Raw genomic sequence first — 15632 nt, forward strand, 5'->3', positions numbered from 1 at the left:
TGCTGCACGTCGACACGACCTGGAAGTTCCGGGCGATGTACGAGATGCGCGAGCGCATGGCCCGCGAGAGCGGCATGGATCTGCTGATCCACCAGAACCCCGAGGCCAAGGCGCGCGGCATCAATCCGTTCGACCACGGCACCCTGCACACCGACATGTGGAAGACCGAGGGCCTGAAGCAGGCGCTCGACAAGTACGGCTTCGACGCGGCGTTCGGCGGCGGACGGCGCGACGAAGAGAAGAGCCGGGCCAAGGAGCGGATCCTCAGCTTCCGCACCGCCGAGCACCGCTGGGATCCCAAGAACCAGCGCCCGGAACTCTGGCGGCTCTACAACACCCGCAAGGCGCAGGGGGAGAACTTCCGCGCCTTCCCGATCTCGAACTGGACCGAGCTCGACATCTGGCAATACATCTACCTGGAGGACATCCCGATCGTGCCGCTCTACTTCGCGGCAAAGCGGCCGGTGGTCGAGCGCGGCGGCAACCTGATCATGGTCGACGACGAGCGCATGCGCCTCCTGCCGGGCGAGGTCCCGCAGATGCGCTCCATCCGCTTCCGCACCCAGGGCTGCTACCCCCTGACCGGCGCCGTCGAGAGCACGGCGGCCACCCTGCCCGAGATCATCCAGGAGATGCTGCTCACCACCACCTCGGAGCGCCAGGGCCGGGTGATCGACCACGACCAGACCGCCTCGATGGAAAAGAAGAAGCAGGAGGGCTACTTCTGATGGGCTCCATCGAAATTCACCTTTCCTCTCCCATCCCATGGGAGAGGGGGACCGTCCGCCGCAGAGCGGACGGTGGAGAGGGCCGGCCGCAGGCGCTGAGCCCGATCCGGCGCGATCGGCCCGCAGCGCGTGCGGTTTTCCCTCTCCACCCCTCGCTCTTCAGCCGGCCTGAAGCCGGCTTCGGCGAGCGGTCCCCCTCTCCCGCTTCGCAGGAGAGGAACTGATGGCCCACCAGTCCGCCCTCATCGCCGAGGACATCCACGCCTACCTCAAGGCGCACGAGACCAAGAGCCTGCTGCGGTTCCTCACCTGCGGCTCGGTGGACGACGGCAAGTCCACCCTGATCGGCCGGCTGCTCTACGACTCGAAGATGATCTTCGAGGACCAGCTGGCCGCCCTGGAGGCGGACTCCAAGAAGGTCGGCACCCAGGGGGGCGACATCGACTTCGCCCTCCTCGTGGACGGCCTCGCCGCCGAGCGCGAGCAGGGCATCACCATCGACGTGGCCTACCGCTTCTTCTCGACCGACCGGCGCAAGTTCATCGTCGCCGACACGCCCGGCCACGAGCAGTACACCCGCAACATGGTCACCGGCGCCTCGACGGCGGACGCGGCCATCATCCTGATCGACGCGCGCAAGGGCGTCCTGACCCAGACGCGGCGGCACAGCTATCTCGTGAGCCTGCTCGGCATCCGCCACGTGCTGCTGGCGGTGAACAAGATGGACCTGGTGGACTGGAGCCGGGAGATCTTCGACGCCATCGTCGCCGAGTACCGCGACTTCGCCGGCCAGATCGGCATCCGCGACTTCACCGCCATCCCGATGTCGGCGCTGAAGGGCGACAACATCACCGACACGTCCGACAAGTCGCCCTGGTACGACGGCCCGCCGCTGATGCGCTGGCTGGAGGAGGCCCCGGTCGAGGACGACCTCCAGGGCAAGCCCTTCCGCATGCCGGTCCAGTGGGTGAACCGCCCCAACCTCGACTTCCGCGGCTTCTCGGGCCTGATCGCCTCGGGCGTCATCCGGCCCGGCGACAAGGTGAAGGCCCTGCCCTCCGGCCGCGAGAGCACGGTCGAGCGCATCGTGACGTTCACCGGCGATCTTCCGCAGGCGGTGGCCGGCCAGTCGGTGACGCTGACCCTGAAGGACGAGATCGACATCAGCCGCGGCGACGTTCTGGCCGCCGCCTCGAGCCCGCCGGAGGTGGCGGACCAGTTCGAGGCGACCATCGTCTGGTTCGACGAGGAGCCTCTGCTCCCCGGCCGCTCGTACCTCCTGAAGTCGGGCGCCCGGACGGTGTCGGCGCAGGTGACCGAGCCCAAGCACAGGGTCAACGTCAACACCCTGGAGAAGCTCGCGGCCACGCGCCTGGAGCTGAACGAGATCGGCGTCTGCAACCTGTCGCTGGCCGCGCCGATCGCCTTCGACGCCTACGCCGAGAACAAGGACCTGGGCGGCTTCATCCTGATCGACCGGATGACCAACCGCACCGTCGGCGCCGGGATGCTGCACTTCGCGCTCCGCCGCAGCCACAACATCCACTGGCAGGCCACCGACGTCGACAAGGCCGCCCGCGCCGCCGCCAAGGGCCAGAAGCCGCGCGTGCTGTGGTTCACGGGGCTTTCGGGCGCGGGCAAGTCCACGATCGCGAACCTGGTGGAGAAGCGGCTGCACGCCGAGGGCCGCCACACCTACCTGCTGGACGGGGACAACGTCCGCCACGGCCTCAACCGCGACCTCGGCTTCACCGAGGAAGACCGGGTCGAGAACATCCGCCGAGTGGGCGAGGTCGCCAAGCTGATGGCCGACGCGGGCCTGATCGTGCTCACCGCCTTCATCAGCCCCTTCCGCGCCGAGCGCCGGATGGTCCGCGAGATGATGCCGGAGGGCGAGTTCGTGGAGGTCTTCGTGGACACCCCGCTGGCCGAGGCCGAGAAGCGGGACGTGAAGGGCCTCTACGCCAAGGCCCGCAAGGGCGAGCTCAAGAACTTCACCGGCATCGACAGCCCCTACGAGGCGCCTGAAGCGGCCGAGATCCGCATCGACACGACCGCCATGACCGCCGAGGAAGCCGCCGAGGCGATCTTCCGCTGGCTTCACGCCTGACGGACGCCGTGCCGCCGACCGACTTCTGGACCTTCGCCGCGGTGGGCTTCGCGGCCCAGCTCGTCGACGGCGCGCTGGGCATGGCCTATGGCGTCATCTCCACCTCCGTCCTGCTGAGCGTCGGGGTGACGCCGGCCAACGCCTCGGCCAGCGTGCACGCGGCCAAGGTGTTCACCGGCCTGGCCTCCGGCCTGTCGCACATCGTCTACCGCAACGTGGACTGGAAGCTGCTGGCGCTGCTGACCGGCGGCGGCGTGGTGGGCGGGGTGCTGGGGACCTACGTACTGACGTCGGTGCCCGGCGAGGCGGTGAAGCCCTATGTGGTGGCCTGGCTGGGCCTGATGGGGCTGGTCATCCTCTACCGCGCCTGGCGGCAGACGAGGCCCAAGGTGTTCTCGTGGAAATCGCCCTTCCCGCTGGGCCTGGCCGGCGGGTTCTTCGACGCCATCGGCGGCGGCGGGTGGGGCCCGGTCGTCACCTCGTCGCTGATGGGCGCGGGCGCCGATCCGCGCAAGGCCATCGGCACCACCAACACCGCCGAGATGTTCGTCGCCGCCGCCACCTCGGCGGCCTTCCTGGCGGCGCTGCTGACCGGCCACTGGGAGACCGAGGGGCTGCGCGGCCTGCTCTGGTCGGTGGGCGGGCTGATCGCGGGCGGGGTCGTCGCCGCCCCCGTCGCCGGCTGGATGACCAAGGTCCTGCCCCTGCGCCTGCTGACCTGGGTCGTGGGCTTCGTCGTCGTCGGCCTCGCCATCTGGCAGGGCGCGCTGCTGCTGCGCTAGAGCGCGTTCCGCCGCCCGGATCAGAACTCCAGCACGATCTTGCCGAAGTGCTCGCCCGCCGCCATCGCGGAGAACGCCGCCTTGGCCTCGGTGAACGGGAACACCTTGTCGACCACAGGGAAGATCTTCTTCAGATCCATCATCCGGCACATCGACTCGAACATGTCGCGCGAGCCGACCGACAGGCCCTGCAGCTTGGCCGAGTTACCGATGAGCGCCGCGGGATTGAACGGCTCGCCCGCGCCCGCCACGACGCCGATGATCGCGATGTGGCCGCCGATCTTGATGGCGCGCATGCTCTCCTGGATCGTGCCGCCGCCGCCCACCTCCATGATGAAGTCGGCGCCGCGGCCGTTCGTCACCTCACGCACGGGCCCGGACCACGCGGGCGTGGTCTTGTAGTTCACCAGGTGGTCGGCCCCGAGCTCCTTGGCCCGCTCCAGCTTGGCGTCCGACGACGAGGTGATGAGCGTCCGCAGGCCCGCGGCGTGGGCGAACTGCAGTCCGAAGATCGACACCCCGCCTGTGCCCTGCAGCACCACCGTGTCCCCGGGCTCGAGCCGGGCGTCGTAGAACAGGCCGCGCCAGGCGGTGAGCGCGGCGCAGGGCAAGGTCGCGACCTCGTTGTCCGAAAGGAACTCGGGGACCTTGGACAGGCCATGTTCCGAGAAGGTCTGCAGCTCGGAGCCCGCGCCCGGGATCGGGAAGCCAAGGGCGGTGACCACCTTCTCCAGCGTGGGCGGGCCCGAGATCCAGCCCTGGAAGAACAGCGTCGCCACCCGGTCGCCCGGCTTGAAGCGCGTGACGCCCTCGCCCACCGCCTCGACGTAGCCGCAGCCGTCGGAGAAGGGCGTGATGACGTCGCTTGTCGTCGCCGGCGCGCGCCCGTACATGCCGTTGACCATCAACAGGTCGCGGTAGTTCAGCGACACCGCCTTCATCCGCACCAGCACCTGGCCCGGGCCGGGCTTCGGGTCGGGCAATTCGACGACCTTGATGGCGTCCAGGCCCCACGGGGCGGTGACGTTCAGTGCGCGCATGACTTACCTCCGGGCCGCCACTACGCCGCGCCCGACCCCGCCCCGCAAGCGTGTCGCCACGTCAGTCTCGCGCGTTCGGTAGAACGGGCCGCTCGCCCCATTGATCGGGGTCGTGTCCCCAGACCATCACCGTATCGGGCCCACGGAGGGCCAGGAGCGCGTCCAGCGAACGGTTCATGGCCGCGTGATCCGACATCTGGGGAAACTGCCGGGTCTCGACGACGCCGCAGTGGTAGCAGGCGTCGCCTGCCAGGATGTGGTCGCCCCGGTCGCTCCGCACGCGCAGCGACTGGTGGCCGGGCGTGTGACCGTGGCTGGGGACCAGCACGGCCGAGCCGTCGCCGAACAGGTCGTGCTCGCCCTCCACCAAGGTCACCGGGTGCCCAAGGTCGAAGTACCGCTTGCGAAGGCCGTACCGGCTCGAGAGTTCGGGCTCGAACCCGGCCTCCCACTCGCGCCTCTGGACGATGACCGTGGCGTTCGGCAGCTCCCGCAGGCCGCCGGCATGGTCGAAGTGCAGGTGCGACAGGGCCGCCCACCGCACCCGCGCCGGATCGATGTCCAGCCGCTCGAGGTTCCGGGTCAGCGTCTCCTCGGGCGTGAGCGTCGCGTCGAGACCCACCTTGCGCAGCGCGACGCGGTAGCTCTCGTCAGGATCGACCATCGCCGCCGGGAGTCCGCAGTCGAACAACGCCACCCCTTCGGGATGCTCGAGGACGTAGAAGGGGATCGGCACGCTTACCCGCTCGCCCGGCATGGCCATGGCGACGCCGTCGCTGTGGAACTGACCGCACAGGCAGCCGAACAGGCGCAGGCTCATGGAGTCCTCCCTCACGCCGGGTCCAGCCGGCCCACGCCATATAGCCGGAGCGCGCCGATGAGGCCCGCCACGCACATCGCCGTCATCAGCAGGTATCCGTGGGCGCCGAACCGGTCGAAGAGCGGCCCTGAGGCCATGGTCGCGAGGCCCGCGAGCACCCCGCCCGACAGCGCCGAGTTGATCGCCTGGGCGGCCGAGGCGTTGCGCGGCGTCGACAGCCGCTCGACGAGTTGCAGCGAGGCCAGGAACGTCGCCGCATAGCTGAAGACGTGCAGCGCCTGCAGCGGAAACACCAGCCAGAGCGGCGGCGAGAACGCATAGGCCGTCCAGCGGACGATCGCCGCGACGCCGCCGATCACCAGCAGGTTGCGCGGGCCGACCCGCCGTCGCCACGGCTCCATCCACCAGAGGAAGGCCACCTCCACGGCGACCCCCACGCCCCAGAGCACGCCCGTCATGCTCTCGGGGATTCCCTGCTGTTTCCAGGTGAGGGTCGAGAAGCTGTAGTAGAAGGCGTGCGCGGACTGGATCAGGCCGCAGGCGAAGGCCGCGGTCATGAAGGCCGGGTCGCGCAGCAGGTCGCCGAGGCCCGCGAACCGATCGGCGGTCGGCGGGGGCGCCGCACCCTCCTCGTGCACGGGGTCGGGCGGCAGGCAGTAGCGCGCGGCGAGCGCCGTCAGCGCCACTGCCGCGGTGATCCAGACCAGCACCAGGTCGGGCGTGCCCCAGCTCAGCACCGCGCCCATGCCGACGTTCGCCACGATGAAGGCCGCCGACCCGATGCCCCGGGGCCAGCCGTAGTTGAAGCCGTCCCGCCGCGCGCGGTTGAGCACGATCACGTCGGTCAGCGGCGAGACGGTGGAGAACGCGGACGACGCGGCGAACCACACCACCATCCAGCCCGCGAACCCCAGCGGAAGCGCCATCAGCGCGTAGCAGACCCCCACCCCCAGGCTCATCCAGATGAGCGCGGTGCGGCGCAGCCGGAAGCTGTCGGCCCACACCGCGAGCAGCGGCGCCGTGAACGCCCGCGCCAGCATGGGCAGCGACAGGATGAGGCCGATCTGCGCGCCGTTCAGCCCGCGGTCGGCGAACCACACCGGCATGTAGGGCGAGGACGCCCCCGTGCCGACGAAGATCGCCGCATAGAAGAGGCCGAGGCGGACCGGCAGGGACATGGCGGTGAGTTACACGGAGTCGGCCGCTCCGGCGCCCCGCGCCCCCGGCGACGCCGAGCTGGATGGATCCCCCGGACAAGCCGGGGGATGACGTGGAGAGGGCGGTGGCCCTAATGTCCGCGGACAACGAAAAGGGAGGCCGCATGACCCGCGCCAACAGCGCCGACCGGAACCTTCGCGAGCGCGCCGCCGCGGTCATTCCCGGGGGCATGTTCGGGCACCAGTCGGTGGGCCTGCTCCCGGACGACTATCCGCAGTTCTTCGCGCGGGCGGAAGGCGCGCACCTGTGGGACGTGGACGGCGCCCGCTACCTCGACTTCATGTGCGCCTACGGCCCGAACCTGTTCGGCTACGGGCATCCCGAGATCGACGCCGCCTACGTCCGCCAGCTGGGGTTGGGCGACACGCTGACAGGCCCGACGGCCCTGATGGTGGAACTCGCCGAGGCGCTGGTGCGCATGGTGAGCCACGCCGACTGGGCGATCTTCTGCAAGAACGGCACGGACGCCACCACCATGGCGCTGACCACGGCGCGCGCGCACACGAAGCGGAAGACGGTGGTGCGGGCCAAGGGCGCCTACCACGGCGCCGCGCCCTGGTGCGTGCCGCGGCCCGCGGGGGTCATCGACAGCGACCGCTCGCACCAGATCCTCTACGACTACAACGACGTGGCCAGCCTGGAGGCTGCCGTGGCCGAGGCCGGCGACGACCTCGCCGCCGTGTTCGCGGCCCCCTTCAAGCACGACGCCTTCATCGATCAGGCGGATCCCGACCCGGCCTACGCCCGCCGCGCCCGCGAGCTCTGCGACGCCACGGGCGCGCTCCTGGTCGTCGACGAGGTGCGGGCCGGCTTCCGGCTCAGCCGCGACTGCTCGTGGGAGCGCCTGGGCGTGCGGCCCGACCTGTCCTCGTGGGGCAAGTGCGTGGCCAACGGACACCCGATCTCGGTGCTGCTTGGGAACGACAGGGCGCGCAAGGCGGCGGCGTCGATCTACGTCACCGGCTCGTTCTGGTACCAGGCCGCGCCCATGGCCGCGGCGCTGGAGACGCTCCGGCTCATCCGCGAGACCGACTATCTGGAGCGGATCACCGCCCTGGGCGAGCGCCTCCGCCAGGGCCTCGACGAACGCGCGCGGGCCGCCGGCTTCGGCTTCCGCCAGACGGGTCCCGGGGTCATGCCCCTCTTCCTGTTCGACGACGACCCCGACCTGCGGAAGGGGTTCTGCTTCTCGTCCGAGATGCTGGGCCGGGGCGTCTACGTGCACCCCTGGCACAACATGTTCCTTTGCGCCGCCATGACCGAGGCCGACATCGACGCGGCGCTGGACGCGGCCGAGGGCGCATTCGGGGTCCTGAAGCGACAGGCGCCCGAACTGCCCCCCGTTGAGAAAATGGCGTTCCTCGCCGCCGGAGCCCGCTGATGGACGACTACTCGAACTACGATGGCCTGGGCCTCGCCGAACTGGTCCGCAAGGGGCAGGTGACGCCGGCCGAACTGGTCGAGGCGGCGATCGCACGCGCCGAGCGGCACAATCCGAAGCTGAACGCGATCGTCTACGAAGGCTTCGAGGACGCCCGCAAGGCCGCGACGGGACCGCTTCCGGACGGCCCGTTCAAGGGCGTGCCGTTCCTGATCAAGGACCTCGGCATCTCGGTCGCGGGCTGGCCCCGCACGCACGGGAGCCGGTTCGGAAACCTGGTGGACGCCGCCGACAGCGGCCTGATGGCGCGCTACCGCAGCGCGGGCGTCGTCCCGCTCGGCAAGACCAACACGCCCGAGTACGGCATCACCGGCACCACCGAGAGCGCGCGCCTGGGCCCCTGCCGCAACCCCTGGAACCCGAACCACATCGCCGGCGGCTCGTCGGGCGGCTCGGCCAGCGCGGTCGCGGCCGGAATCGCGCCCCTGGCCCACGCCTCCGACGGCCTGGGTTCCATCCGCATCCCCGCCGCCTGCTGCGGCCTAGTGGGGCTGAAGGTGACCCGCGACCGCAACCCCAACCTGCCCGACGGCTTCGACTACGCCATGGGCAATGTGGTCGACCACGTCGTCACCCGCACCGTCCGCGACAGCGCGGCCATGCTGGACGTGACCGGCGTGCCCGAACCCGGCTCGCCCTACCCTGCCCCGCCCAAGGCCCGGCCCTACGTCGAGGAACTGGGCGCCAGCCCGGGCAGGCTGCGGATCGCCTGGTCCAGCGAGACCCCGTCGGGCCGTCCCATCGACCCCGAGATCCAGGCCGCGCTGGAGAAGACGGCCGCCACGCTGAAGGCGCTCGGCCACGAGGTCTTCGAGAAGGGCCTGGGCGTCGACTACCGCGCCCTCTACGCCTCGCGCGGCGCCGCGGCGGCCGCCAACTTCGCCGCCGGAATGGCCCGGCTCATCGCCGAGGTGGGCCGCGAGCCCGAGCCGGACGAACTGGAGCCGCTGACCTGGGCCTCGCTCAAGGCCGGCCGCCGACAGACCGGCGCCGACGTCATGTATTCGCTGCAGGAGACGCGGATGCTGGCGCGCGAGGTGGTTCGCTTCTTCGAGGACGTCGACGTCTATCTCTCGCCGGTGCTCGGCACGCCGGTGCCCGAGATCGGCTTCATCGACCCGGTGAACCTGGAGCCGCGCGAGGTGAACCGCCGCCAGGGCCGGGTCTTCCCGTTCACGCCGCCGTTCAACTACACCGGCCAGCCGTCCATGAGCCTCCCGCTCCACATGGACTCCGCCGGCCTCCCGATCGGGATGATGTTCACGGGCCGCTACGCCGACGAGGCGACGCTGTTCCGCCTCGCCGCTCAGCTCGAGAAGGAGACGCCGTGGAAGGACCGGCGTCCGCAGGTGTGGGGCTGATGGGGTTCTGGACGCGGCGGAACTGGATGACGCTGGCGGCGATCAGCGGCTTCATCGCCGTGGCCGTCGGCGCGTTCGCGGCGCACGGGGTGAAGGATCCCAAGGCGCAGGAGTGGCTGCGGACGGGCGCCACCTACGGCTTCATGCACACCATGGCGACCTTCGCCTGCGCGACCCTGATGCAGGTCGGCGCGCGGCGCGCCCGGCTCGCCCCGGCCTTCTTCCTGTCGGGGGTGGTGATCTTCTCGGGCAGTCTCTACGCCATGGCGCTGGGCGCGCCGCGATGGCTCGGCGCGATCACCCCCATCGGCGGCCTGCTCTTCCTGACAGGCTGGCTCATCCTGGCCTGGGCGGCCCGGGGCGTGGATCCTCAGGCGGGCTAGGGCTGCGTCGGCAGCGCGAGCGTGCGCAGCGATACGGCCGAGCCCACCAGCGCCGCCAGCATCACCAGCGCCATGGCCGTGGGGCCGCCGTCGTGCCAGAGCGCGACGAGGCTCGCCGCCGCCGCTCCGGTGGCGAACGACAGGGTCCCCATCAGCGCGGATATGGACCCGGCGCGCAGCGGGTCCACGTTGAGCGCCCCGGCCATGGTGTTGCCCTGCATGAAGCCGTAGCTGGCGAGCAGCAGGAACAGCAGCGGCAGCACGGTCCATTGACCGCCAAGGCCGGTGAGCGCGGCGAGGGCGAGCAGGACGGCGAAGACCAGCGCGATCGCGCTGGCGCGAAGGAGCACCGCGTCCGGCGTGAGCCGGCGCAGGATCATGCGGTTCACCTGGCCCGCCCCGATGACGCCCAGCGCGTTCAGGCCGAAGAGCCACGGATAGACGGTGGCGGAGTGGCCGTAGGTCCCCATGATCAGTCCCGGCGACGAGGCGATGTAGGTAAAGAGCGTCGCCCCGTTCAGCGCGCCCGCGAGGCCGTAGCCGATGAGGCGGCGCTGCCGCAGCAGGGCGGCGTACGCCTGGAAGGGGTTCTCCGTTGACGCCTGGACGGCCGTGGCTTCCGACCGGGACTCCCGCAGCCTCGCGAAGGCCGCGACGGCGAGCGCCGCGCCGAAGATCGTCATGAACCAGAAGTTCAGCCGCCAGCCCCCCACCGCAAGCAGGGCGCTTCCCAGGATCGGCGCGAGGATCGGGGCCAGGCCCATGATCAGCATCATCAGGCTGAGCATCCTGGCGGTTTCCGCGTGGTCGAAGCGGTCGCGCAGGATGGCGCGCGACACGACCCCCCCGGCGCAGGCGCCCAGCGCCTGCACGAAGCGCGCGGCCAGCAGCATCTCTGCAGAGGTCGCCAGGGCGCATGCGGCCGACGCCGCCATGAAGATGAGCACGCCCAGGAGAAGGGGTATGCGCCGGCCGATGCGGTCCGACCAGGGGCCGTAGAAGGGCTGGCCGACCGCCATCCCTGCCAGGAACGCCGCGACGGTCGCCTGGGCCTGGGCCGGGTCGGCCTCGAGGCCGGCCGCGATCGCGGGCAGGCTAGGCAGGTACATGTCGATCGCGAGCGGGCCCATCGCGGTGAGGGCGCCCAGCAGGACCACCAGGCCCCAGGGCGTCCGGGGCGGCGCCCCGGAAGAAGTCTCGTTGGCGGACGTCACGACAGGGCTGCCATATGGAGTTCAGACGCCGCGGAAAACCGAAATCGATGCGGCAGGGCGTCGGTAACGCCGGGAGGGTTGGATGGGTGCGCTGGAAACGATGATGCCGCCGCCGAAACGGGCGCGGGTGAACGGAATCGAGCTCGGCTACTACGAGGCCGGGCCGCGCGAGGGCGTTCCGATCGTCCTCAGCCACGGCTTCCCGGAACTCGCCTTCTCGTGGCGCCACCAGATCAAGGCGCTGGGCGAGGCGGGACGATGGGTCATCGCTCCCGACCAGCGCGGGTACGGCATCTCGTCGAAGCCCGCCGGCGTGACCGACTACGACATCGACCAGTTGACCGGGGACATGGCGGGGCTCCTCGATCACCTGGGGGTCGAGAAGGCCATCTTCTGCGGGCACGACTGGGGCGGCATCGTCGTGTGGCAGATGCCGCTCATCCATCCTCAGCGGGTGGCGGGCGTGATCGGACTGAACACGCCCTTCATGCCGCGCGCGCCGGCCGACCCCATCGCCATCATGCGCCAGCGGTTCGGGCCCGACATGTACATCGTGTGGTTCCAGAACCCGGACGAACCCGAGGCCGTGCTGGGCGCCGACACCACCCGCACGATGGACTTCTTCATGCGACGCCCGGCGGCCGCGCCCGTCGAGCCGCCGCCCACGTCGGCCTCGGGTTCCACCTTCGCCTTCCGCGACCTGCTGAAGATGTGGAGCCCGGACGCCGACCCGCGCGAGCGGCTGCTGACGCCCGACGAGCTTGCGGTGTTCGCCGACGCGTTCCGCGACGGCGGCTTCTTCGGGCCGGTCAGCTGGTATCGCAACTTCACCCGCAACTGGGAACGCGCCGAGACGTTGCCCACGCGGATCGACGGCGTCCCCTGCCTGATGATCACCGCCGAACTGGACGCCGTCCTGCCGCCCTCCGCCGCAGAACCGATGCCGGCCTTCATCGGCGATCTCGAAACCCGGCTTGTCCAGGGCTCCGGCCACTGGACACAGCAGGAGAAACCGGACGAAGTGAACCGCCTGATCCTGGACTGGCTGGACCGGCGCTTCCCGAAGTAGAAGGCCTGAATGGAACGAAACACCCCGGCGCCCGCGGTCGCGACCACGAGCCACCGACGCGGCCTGTTCCCGGACAATGAGCCGTTCGCCAGCGGTTACCTCTCGACCGGAGGACCGCACGAGGTGTTCTACGAGGAGTGCGGCAACCCGCAGGGCAAGCCTTGCGTGATCCTGCACGGCGGGCCCGGGGGCGCGATCAACCCGACCATGCGCCGCTTCTTCGATCCGGCGAAGTGGCGCATGGCGCTGTTCGACCAGCGCGGTTGCGGCAAGAGCCGCCCCAACGCCAGCCTCGACGACAATACGACTTGGGCCCTGGTCGACGACATCGAGCGGCTGCGCCGGCATCTTGGCGTCGAGAAGTGGTGCGTCTTCGGCGGCTCGTGGGGCTCGACGTTGGCCCTCGCCTACGCGATCCGGCATCCGGAACGGGTGGAGAGCCTCGTCCTGCGCGGCGTGTTCCTGCTGACCCAGCGCGAGCTGCGGTGGTTCTACCAGGACGGGGCGTGCATGATGTTCCCCGACGCCTGGGCGCGGTTCTGCGCGCCGATCCCCCCCGAGGAGCGTGGCGACATGATCGCCGCCTACCACAAGCGCCTGACCAGCCCGGACCGGCGTATCCAGGCCGAGGCCGCCGCCGCCTGGAGCCAGTGGGAGGGCGACACGATCTCGATCCGGGGCCCGGAGGCGCGGCCGTCGAAGTTCAACGAGATCGACTTCGCCATCGCGTTCGCGCGCATCGAGTGCCACTTCTTCGCCAACGGCGGCTTCTTCGATCACGAGAACTGGATCCTGGAGAACATCGGCCGGATCGCCGACATCCCCGGCTGGATCGTGCAGGGCCGCTTCGACGTGGTGACGCCCCTGGAGAGCGCCTGGAAGCTCAAGGCCGCCTGGCCGCGGAGCCGGTTCGAAGTCGTCTGGGACGCCGGCCACGCCTCCACCGAACCGGGCATCGTCGATGCCCTGGTGAGGGCGACGGACCAGGCCCTGGCCGTCTGAGGCGCGCCTGACGATGAGCCGCGCAGACATCGTCCGCGCCTACCTGAAGGCCATCGAGGCGCGCAGGGACCCCCTGGGGTTCTTCACCGAGGACGGGGTGCAGGAGGAGTTTCCGAACGCCCTCGTCGCGAACGGCGCGCGCCGCACCGTCGACGACCTGCGCGCGGCGAGCGCCCGCGGCCAGAACGTGCTGACCTCGGAGACCTACGAGATCGTCAGCCTCGCGGAGGTGGGAGACCTCGTCGCGTGCGAGGTCCTCTGGCGCGGCGTGCTCGCGGTGGGCCTCAGGTCCCTCAAGCCCGGCGACACCATGCGCGCCCGGATCGCCGTGTTCTTCGAGTTCCAGGGCGACAAGATCCGCCGCCAGCGCAACTACGACTGCTTCGACCCCTTCTGATCGCGAAGCCGCGCGAGGCTCAGACCAGGCTGCCCTTGCCGCTGGTGACTTCTGCGTAGCGGTGCACGCGCACGGACTGGACCAGGCCGAAGCCGATCATGACCGTCAGCATGACCGTCCCGCCGTAGCTCAGCATGGGCATCGGCACGCCGACCACCGGCGCCAGCCCCATGACCATCGCGCCGTTGATGATCACGTAGAGGGTGAAGGTCGCGGTGACGCCCGCGGCGGCCAGGCGGCCGAAGTGGCTGTGGCTCAGGTAGGCCATCCGCAGCGCCATGAAGATGGCCGCCGCATAGAGGATCAGCACCGAGATGCAGCCCACGAAGCCGAATTCCTCGGCCAGCGCGGCGAAGATGAAGTCCGTCTGCTTCTCGGGCAGGTAGTTGAGCTGACTCTGGGAGCCGAAGCCGTAGCCCTTGCCCAGCAGCCCGCCCGAACCCAGGGCGATCATCGACTGCAGGATGTGGTAGCCGGACCCCGAGGGATCGCTCTCCGGATCCAGGAAGGTCAGCACGCGCTGGCGCTGGTAGTCGTGCATCACGAACATGACGAACGGCGGGATGATGGCCGCGACGCCGAGGATGGCCCCGGCGATGATCTTCCACGACAGACCCGCCAGGACCACGATCGCGCCGCCGGTCAGCGCGATGAGCATCGCCGTGCCCAGGTCGGGCTGGTGGGCCACCAGGAGGACCGGGAGCGCGATCATCGCCGCCGGGATCAGCAGCCACCACGAGAGCCGCGCCTGCTTGGCCGAGGCGCCGTGGTAGAGTCGGGCGAGCGCCAGCACGATGCCCAGCTTCATCACCTCGGACGGCTGGAAGCTGAACGAGCCGATGGAGAGCCACCGCTGGGCGCCCAGGCGGGTGTCGCCGACCAGCTCGACCGCCACCAGCAGCAGCAGTCCCACGATGTAGACGGGATAGGCGACGGCGCGCCAGACGCGGATGTCGATCACCGCCAGGGTGAGCATGAGCACCAGGCAGATGCCGAAGCGCATCACGTGGTTGCCCGCCCACGGGCTCCAGGACGAGCCGCCGGCGGAGAACAGCATCAGCGCGCCGGCGCCGGCGATCAGCGAGATGACCAGCACGAAGACCCAGTCGATCTCGCTCAGCTTGACGATCAGCCGGTCGCGTTCGCCGGGACGGGTCAGGGCGGAGACGGTCATGCGGGGCGTCCCGGGGCTGTGGGGGCGGCCGGCGCCGCCGGCGCAGGCTGGACGCCGGCGGGCGTGAGCGTCGGCGCGAGCGGGACGGTGTCCTGCTCCAGGTCCGGCGTCATCTCGGGCATCGGCAGCGGCTTCTGCACGCGGGCCAGGATCTCGGGGTCCTTCAGAAGCGCCGTGCGCATGATCTCGCGCGCCCGCGGCGCCGCGGCGGTCGAGCCGCCCATCCCGTGCTGGACGATCACCGCCAGGGCGTAGCGGGGCTCGTCGATCGGCGCGTAGCAGACGAAGAGGCCATGGTCGCGCAGGCCCCACACGCCGCCTTTACCGCGGGAGCCGCCCTTGTCGTAGTTGCGCACCTGGGCGGTGCCGGTCTTGCCCGCCATCAGGATGTCGCCGAGGCCAAGCTGGCTGGCCCGATAGCCGGTCCCGCCGACGTCCGTCACGGCCGCCATGCCGGCGCGCACCCGGTCGATGTGCTCACGCGGGAACGGCAGGTCCGGCACTTCGGAGCCCCGCGGCCGCTCCCGCCCCCCGACCGACTTGATCAGGCGCGGGTTGAGCGCCTTGTAGTGCGTGTTCGCCAGCCGCGCCGTCATCACGGCGAGTTGCAGGCAGTTCACCTGCAGATAGCCCTGGCCGATGGCGTAGCTCAGGTTCTCGCCCGGCCACCACGGCTGCATGGCCTCGTTCTTCTTGAAGTAGCGCTTCTTCCAGGCCGGGTCGGGGACGATGCCCTTCTTCTGGCCGGGGATGCCGATGTCGAAGGTCTGGCCGAGGCCGAAGGCCCGGGCCGCCTGGGCGATCCGATCGGGCCCGACGCGCAGCGACATGGCGTAGAAGTAGGTGTCGCAGGAGTTCTTGATCGCGTCGTTGAGGTTCTGCGGCCCGTGCCC

The 15632-nt window shown here is 70.3% G+C and carries 15 protein-coding genes; 9 read left to right on the top strand and 6 right to left on the bottom strand.

All coding sequences use genetic code 11. The features are described 5' to 3' along the window. The 3 genes from cysD to JNK30_RS01325 form a co-directional block, all read left to right on the top strand. On the top strand, window positions 1–728 hold a 728-nt coding region (cysD, locus tag JNK30_RS01315), incomplete at its 5' end, for a sulfate adenylyltransferase subunit CysD (RefSeq protein WP_293479458.1). 223 nt (window positions 729–951) lie between these two features. Next, on the top strand, window positions 952–2838 hold the full coding sequence (gene cysN, locus JNK30_RS01320) for a sulfate adenylyltransferase subunit CysN (protein WP_293479460.1): 1887 nt from the start codon (window positions 952–954) through the stop codon (window positions 2836–2838). An 8-nt stretch (window positions 2839–2846) separates the two neighbouring features. Next, window positions 2847–3620, top strand: a complete 774-nt coding sequence (locus JNK30_RS01325; protein WP_293479462.1) for a sulfite exporter TauE/SafE family protein — start codon at window positions 2847–2849, stop codon at window positions 3618–3620. 20 nt (window positions 3621–3640) lie between these two features. On the opposite strand, the gene JNK30_RS01330 is transcribed toward JNK30_RS01325, so the two are convergent. The 3 genes from JNK30_RS01330 to JNK30_RS01340 all read right to left on the bottom strand — a co-directional run bounded on the left by JNK30_RS01330 (window position 3641) and on the right by JNK30_RS01340 (window position 6658). After that, window positions 3641–4660: an NAD(P)-dependent alcohol dehydrogenase gene (locus tag JNK30_RS01330; protein ID WP_293479464.1), complete on the bottom strand. Its 1020-nt coding sequence runs from the start codon at window positions 4658–4660 to the stop codon at window positions 3641–3643. 61 nt (window positions 4661–4721) lie between these two features. After that, a complete protein-coding gene (locus tag JNK30_RS01335; protein WP_293479466.1) occupies window positions 4722–5480 on the bottom strand; it encodes an N-acyl homoserine lactonase family protein in 759 nt (252 codons plus the stop codon). Between the two features lie 11 nt (window positions 5481–5491). Further along, complete coding sequence (locus JNK30_RS01340) at window positions 5492–6658, bottom strand: MFS transporter (protein WP_293479468.1); 1167 nt, start codon at window positions 6656–6658, stop codon at window positions 5492–5494. Window positions 6659–6801: 143 nt separating this feature from the next. On the opposite strand from JNK30_RS01340, the gene JNK30_RS01345 reads away from it, so the two are divergent. From JNK30_RS01345 to JNK30_RS01355, 3 genes are read left to right on the top strand one after another with little or no spacing between them, the layout of a single operon-like run. Next, window positions 6802–8079 (top strand): aminotransferase class III-fold pyridoxal phosphate-dependent enzyme, encoded by a 1278-nt coding sequence (locus JNK30_RS01345; RefSeq protein ID WP_293479469.1) that lies wholly within the window; start codon window positions 6802–6804, stop codon window positions 8077–8079. Beyond that, entirely contained in the window at window positions 8079–9500 is a 1422-nt protein-coding gene (locus tag JNK30_RS01350; protein ID WP_293479471.1) for an amidase, read from the top strand. Before JNK30_RS01345 ends, JNK30_RS01350 begins: the two co-directional genes overlap by 1 nt. After that, window positions 9500–9883 (top strand): DUF423 domain-containing protein, encoded by a 384-nt coding sequence (locus tag JNK30_RS01355; protein WP_293479473.1) that lies wholly within the window; start codon window positions 9500–9502, stop codon window positions 9881–9883. Before JNK30_RS01350 ends, JNK30_RS01355 begins: the two co-directional genes overlap by 1 nt. Here the strand turns inward: JNK30_RS01355 and JNK30_RS01360 are convergent. After that, window positions 9880–11097: a multidrug effflux MFS transporter gene (locus tag JNK30_RS01360; RefSeq protein ID WP_293479474.1), complete on the bottom strand. Its 1218-nt coding sequence runs from the start codon at window positions 11095–11097 to the stop codon at window positions 9880–9882. The genes JNK30_RS01355 and JNK30_RS01360 overlap by 4 nt on opposite strands. Window positions 11098–11179: 82 nt before the next feature. On the opposite strand from JNK30_RS01360, the gene JNK30_RS01365 reads away from it, so the two are divergent. The 3 genes from JNK30_RS01365 to JNK30_RS01375 are packed head-to-tail and all read left to right on the top strand — an operon-like array spanning window position 11180 to window position 13565. Beyond that, window positions 11180–12166 (top strand): alpha/beta hydrolase, encoded by a 987-nt coding sequence (locus JNK30_RS01365; protein ID WP_293479476.1) that lies wholly within the window; start codon window positions 11180–11182, stop codon window positions 12164–12166. A 9-nt stretch (window positions 12167–12175) separates the two neighbouring features. Beyond that, window positions 12176–13168, top strand: a complete 993-nt coding sequence (pip, locus tag JNK30_RS01370; protein WP_293479478.1) for a prolyl aminopeptidase — start codon at window positions 12176–12178, stop codon at window positions 13166–13168. 13 nt (window positions 13169–13181) lie between these two features. Next, complete coding sequence (locus JNK30_RS01375) at window positions 13182–13565, top strand: nuclear transport factor 2 family protein (RefSeq protein WP_293479480.1); 384 nt, start codon at window positions 13182–13184, stop codon at window positions 13563–13565. A gap of 19 nt (window positions 13566–13584) precedes the next feature. Here JNK30_RS01375 and rodA read toward each other — a convergent pair whose 3' ends face one another. Further along, complete coding sequence (gene rodA / locus JNK30_RS01380) at window positions 13585–14739, bottom strand: rod shape-determining protein RodA (protein ID WP_293479482.1); 1155 nt, start codon at window positions 14737–14739, stop codon at window positions 13585–13587. Further along, a partial coding sequence (locus tag JNK30_RS01385) for a penicillin-binding transpeptidase domain-containing protein (RefSeq protein ID WP_293479483.1) occupies window positions 14736–15632 on the bottom strand: 897 nt, incomplete at its 5' end. The genes JNK30_RS01385 and rodA, both read right to left, overlap by 4 nt.

Source organism: Phenylobacterium sp. (assembly GCF_016793225.1).
Taxonomy (GTDB): Bacteria; Pseudomonadota; Alphaproteobacteria; order Caulobacterales; family Caulobacteraceae; genus Phenylobacterium.

Excerpts from the sequence above, each read along its gene's own strand:
- JNK30_RS01345 (WP_293479469.1), top strand. The coding sequence starts at position 6,802 with ATGACCCGCGCCAACAGCGCCGACCGGAACCTTCGCGAGCGCGCCGCC.
- pip (WP_293479478.1), top strand. The coding sequence starts at position 12,176 with ATGGAACGAAACACCCCGGCGCCCGCGGTCGCGACCACGAGCCACCGA.
- JNK30_RS01330 (WP_293479464.1), bottom strand. The coding sequence starts at position 4,660 with ATGCGCGCACTGAACGTCACCGCCCCGTGGGGCCTGGACGCCATCAAG.
- JNK30_RS01335 (WP_293479466.1), bottom strand. The coding sequence starts at position 5,480 with ATGAGCCTGCGCCTGTTCGGCTGCCTGTGCGGTCAGTTCCACAGCGAC.
- JNK30_RS01340 (WP_293479468.1), bottom strand. The coding sequence starts at position 6,658 with ATGTCCCTGCCGGTCCGCCTCGGCCTCTTCTATGCGGCGATCTTCGTC.
- rodA (WP_293479482.1), bottom strand. The coding sequence starts at position 14,739 with ATGACCGTCTCCGCCCTGACCCGTCCCGGCGAACGCGACCGGCTGATC.
- cysN (WP_293479460.1), top strand. The coding sequence starts at position 952 with ATGGCCCACCAGTCCGCCCTCATCGCCGAGGACATCCACGCCTACCTC.
- JNK30_RS01375 (WP_293479480.1), top strand. The coding sequence starts at position 13,182 with ATGAGCCGCGCAGACATCGTCCGCGCCTACCTGAAGGCCATCGAGGCG.
- JNK30_RS01365 (WP_293479476.1), top strand. The coding sequence starts at position 11,180 with ATGGGTGCGCTGGAAACGATGATGCCGCCGCCGAAACGGGCGCGGGTG.
- JNK30_RS01350 (WP_293479471.1), top strand. The coding sequence starts at position 8,079 with ATGGACGACTACTCGAACTACGATGGCCTGGGCCTCGCCGAACTGGTC.
- JNK30_RS01355 (WP_293479473.1), top strand. The coding sequence starts at position 9,500 with ATGGGGTTCTGGACGCGGCGGAACTGGATGACGCTGGCGGCGATCAGC.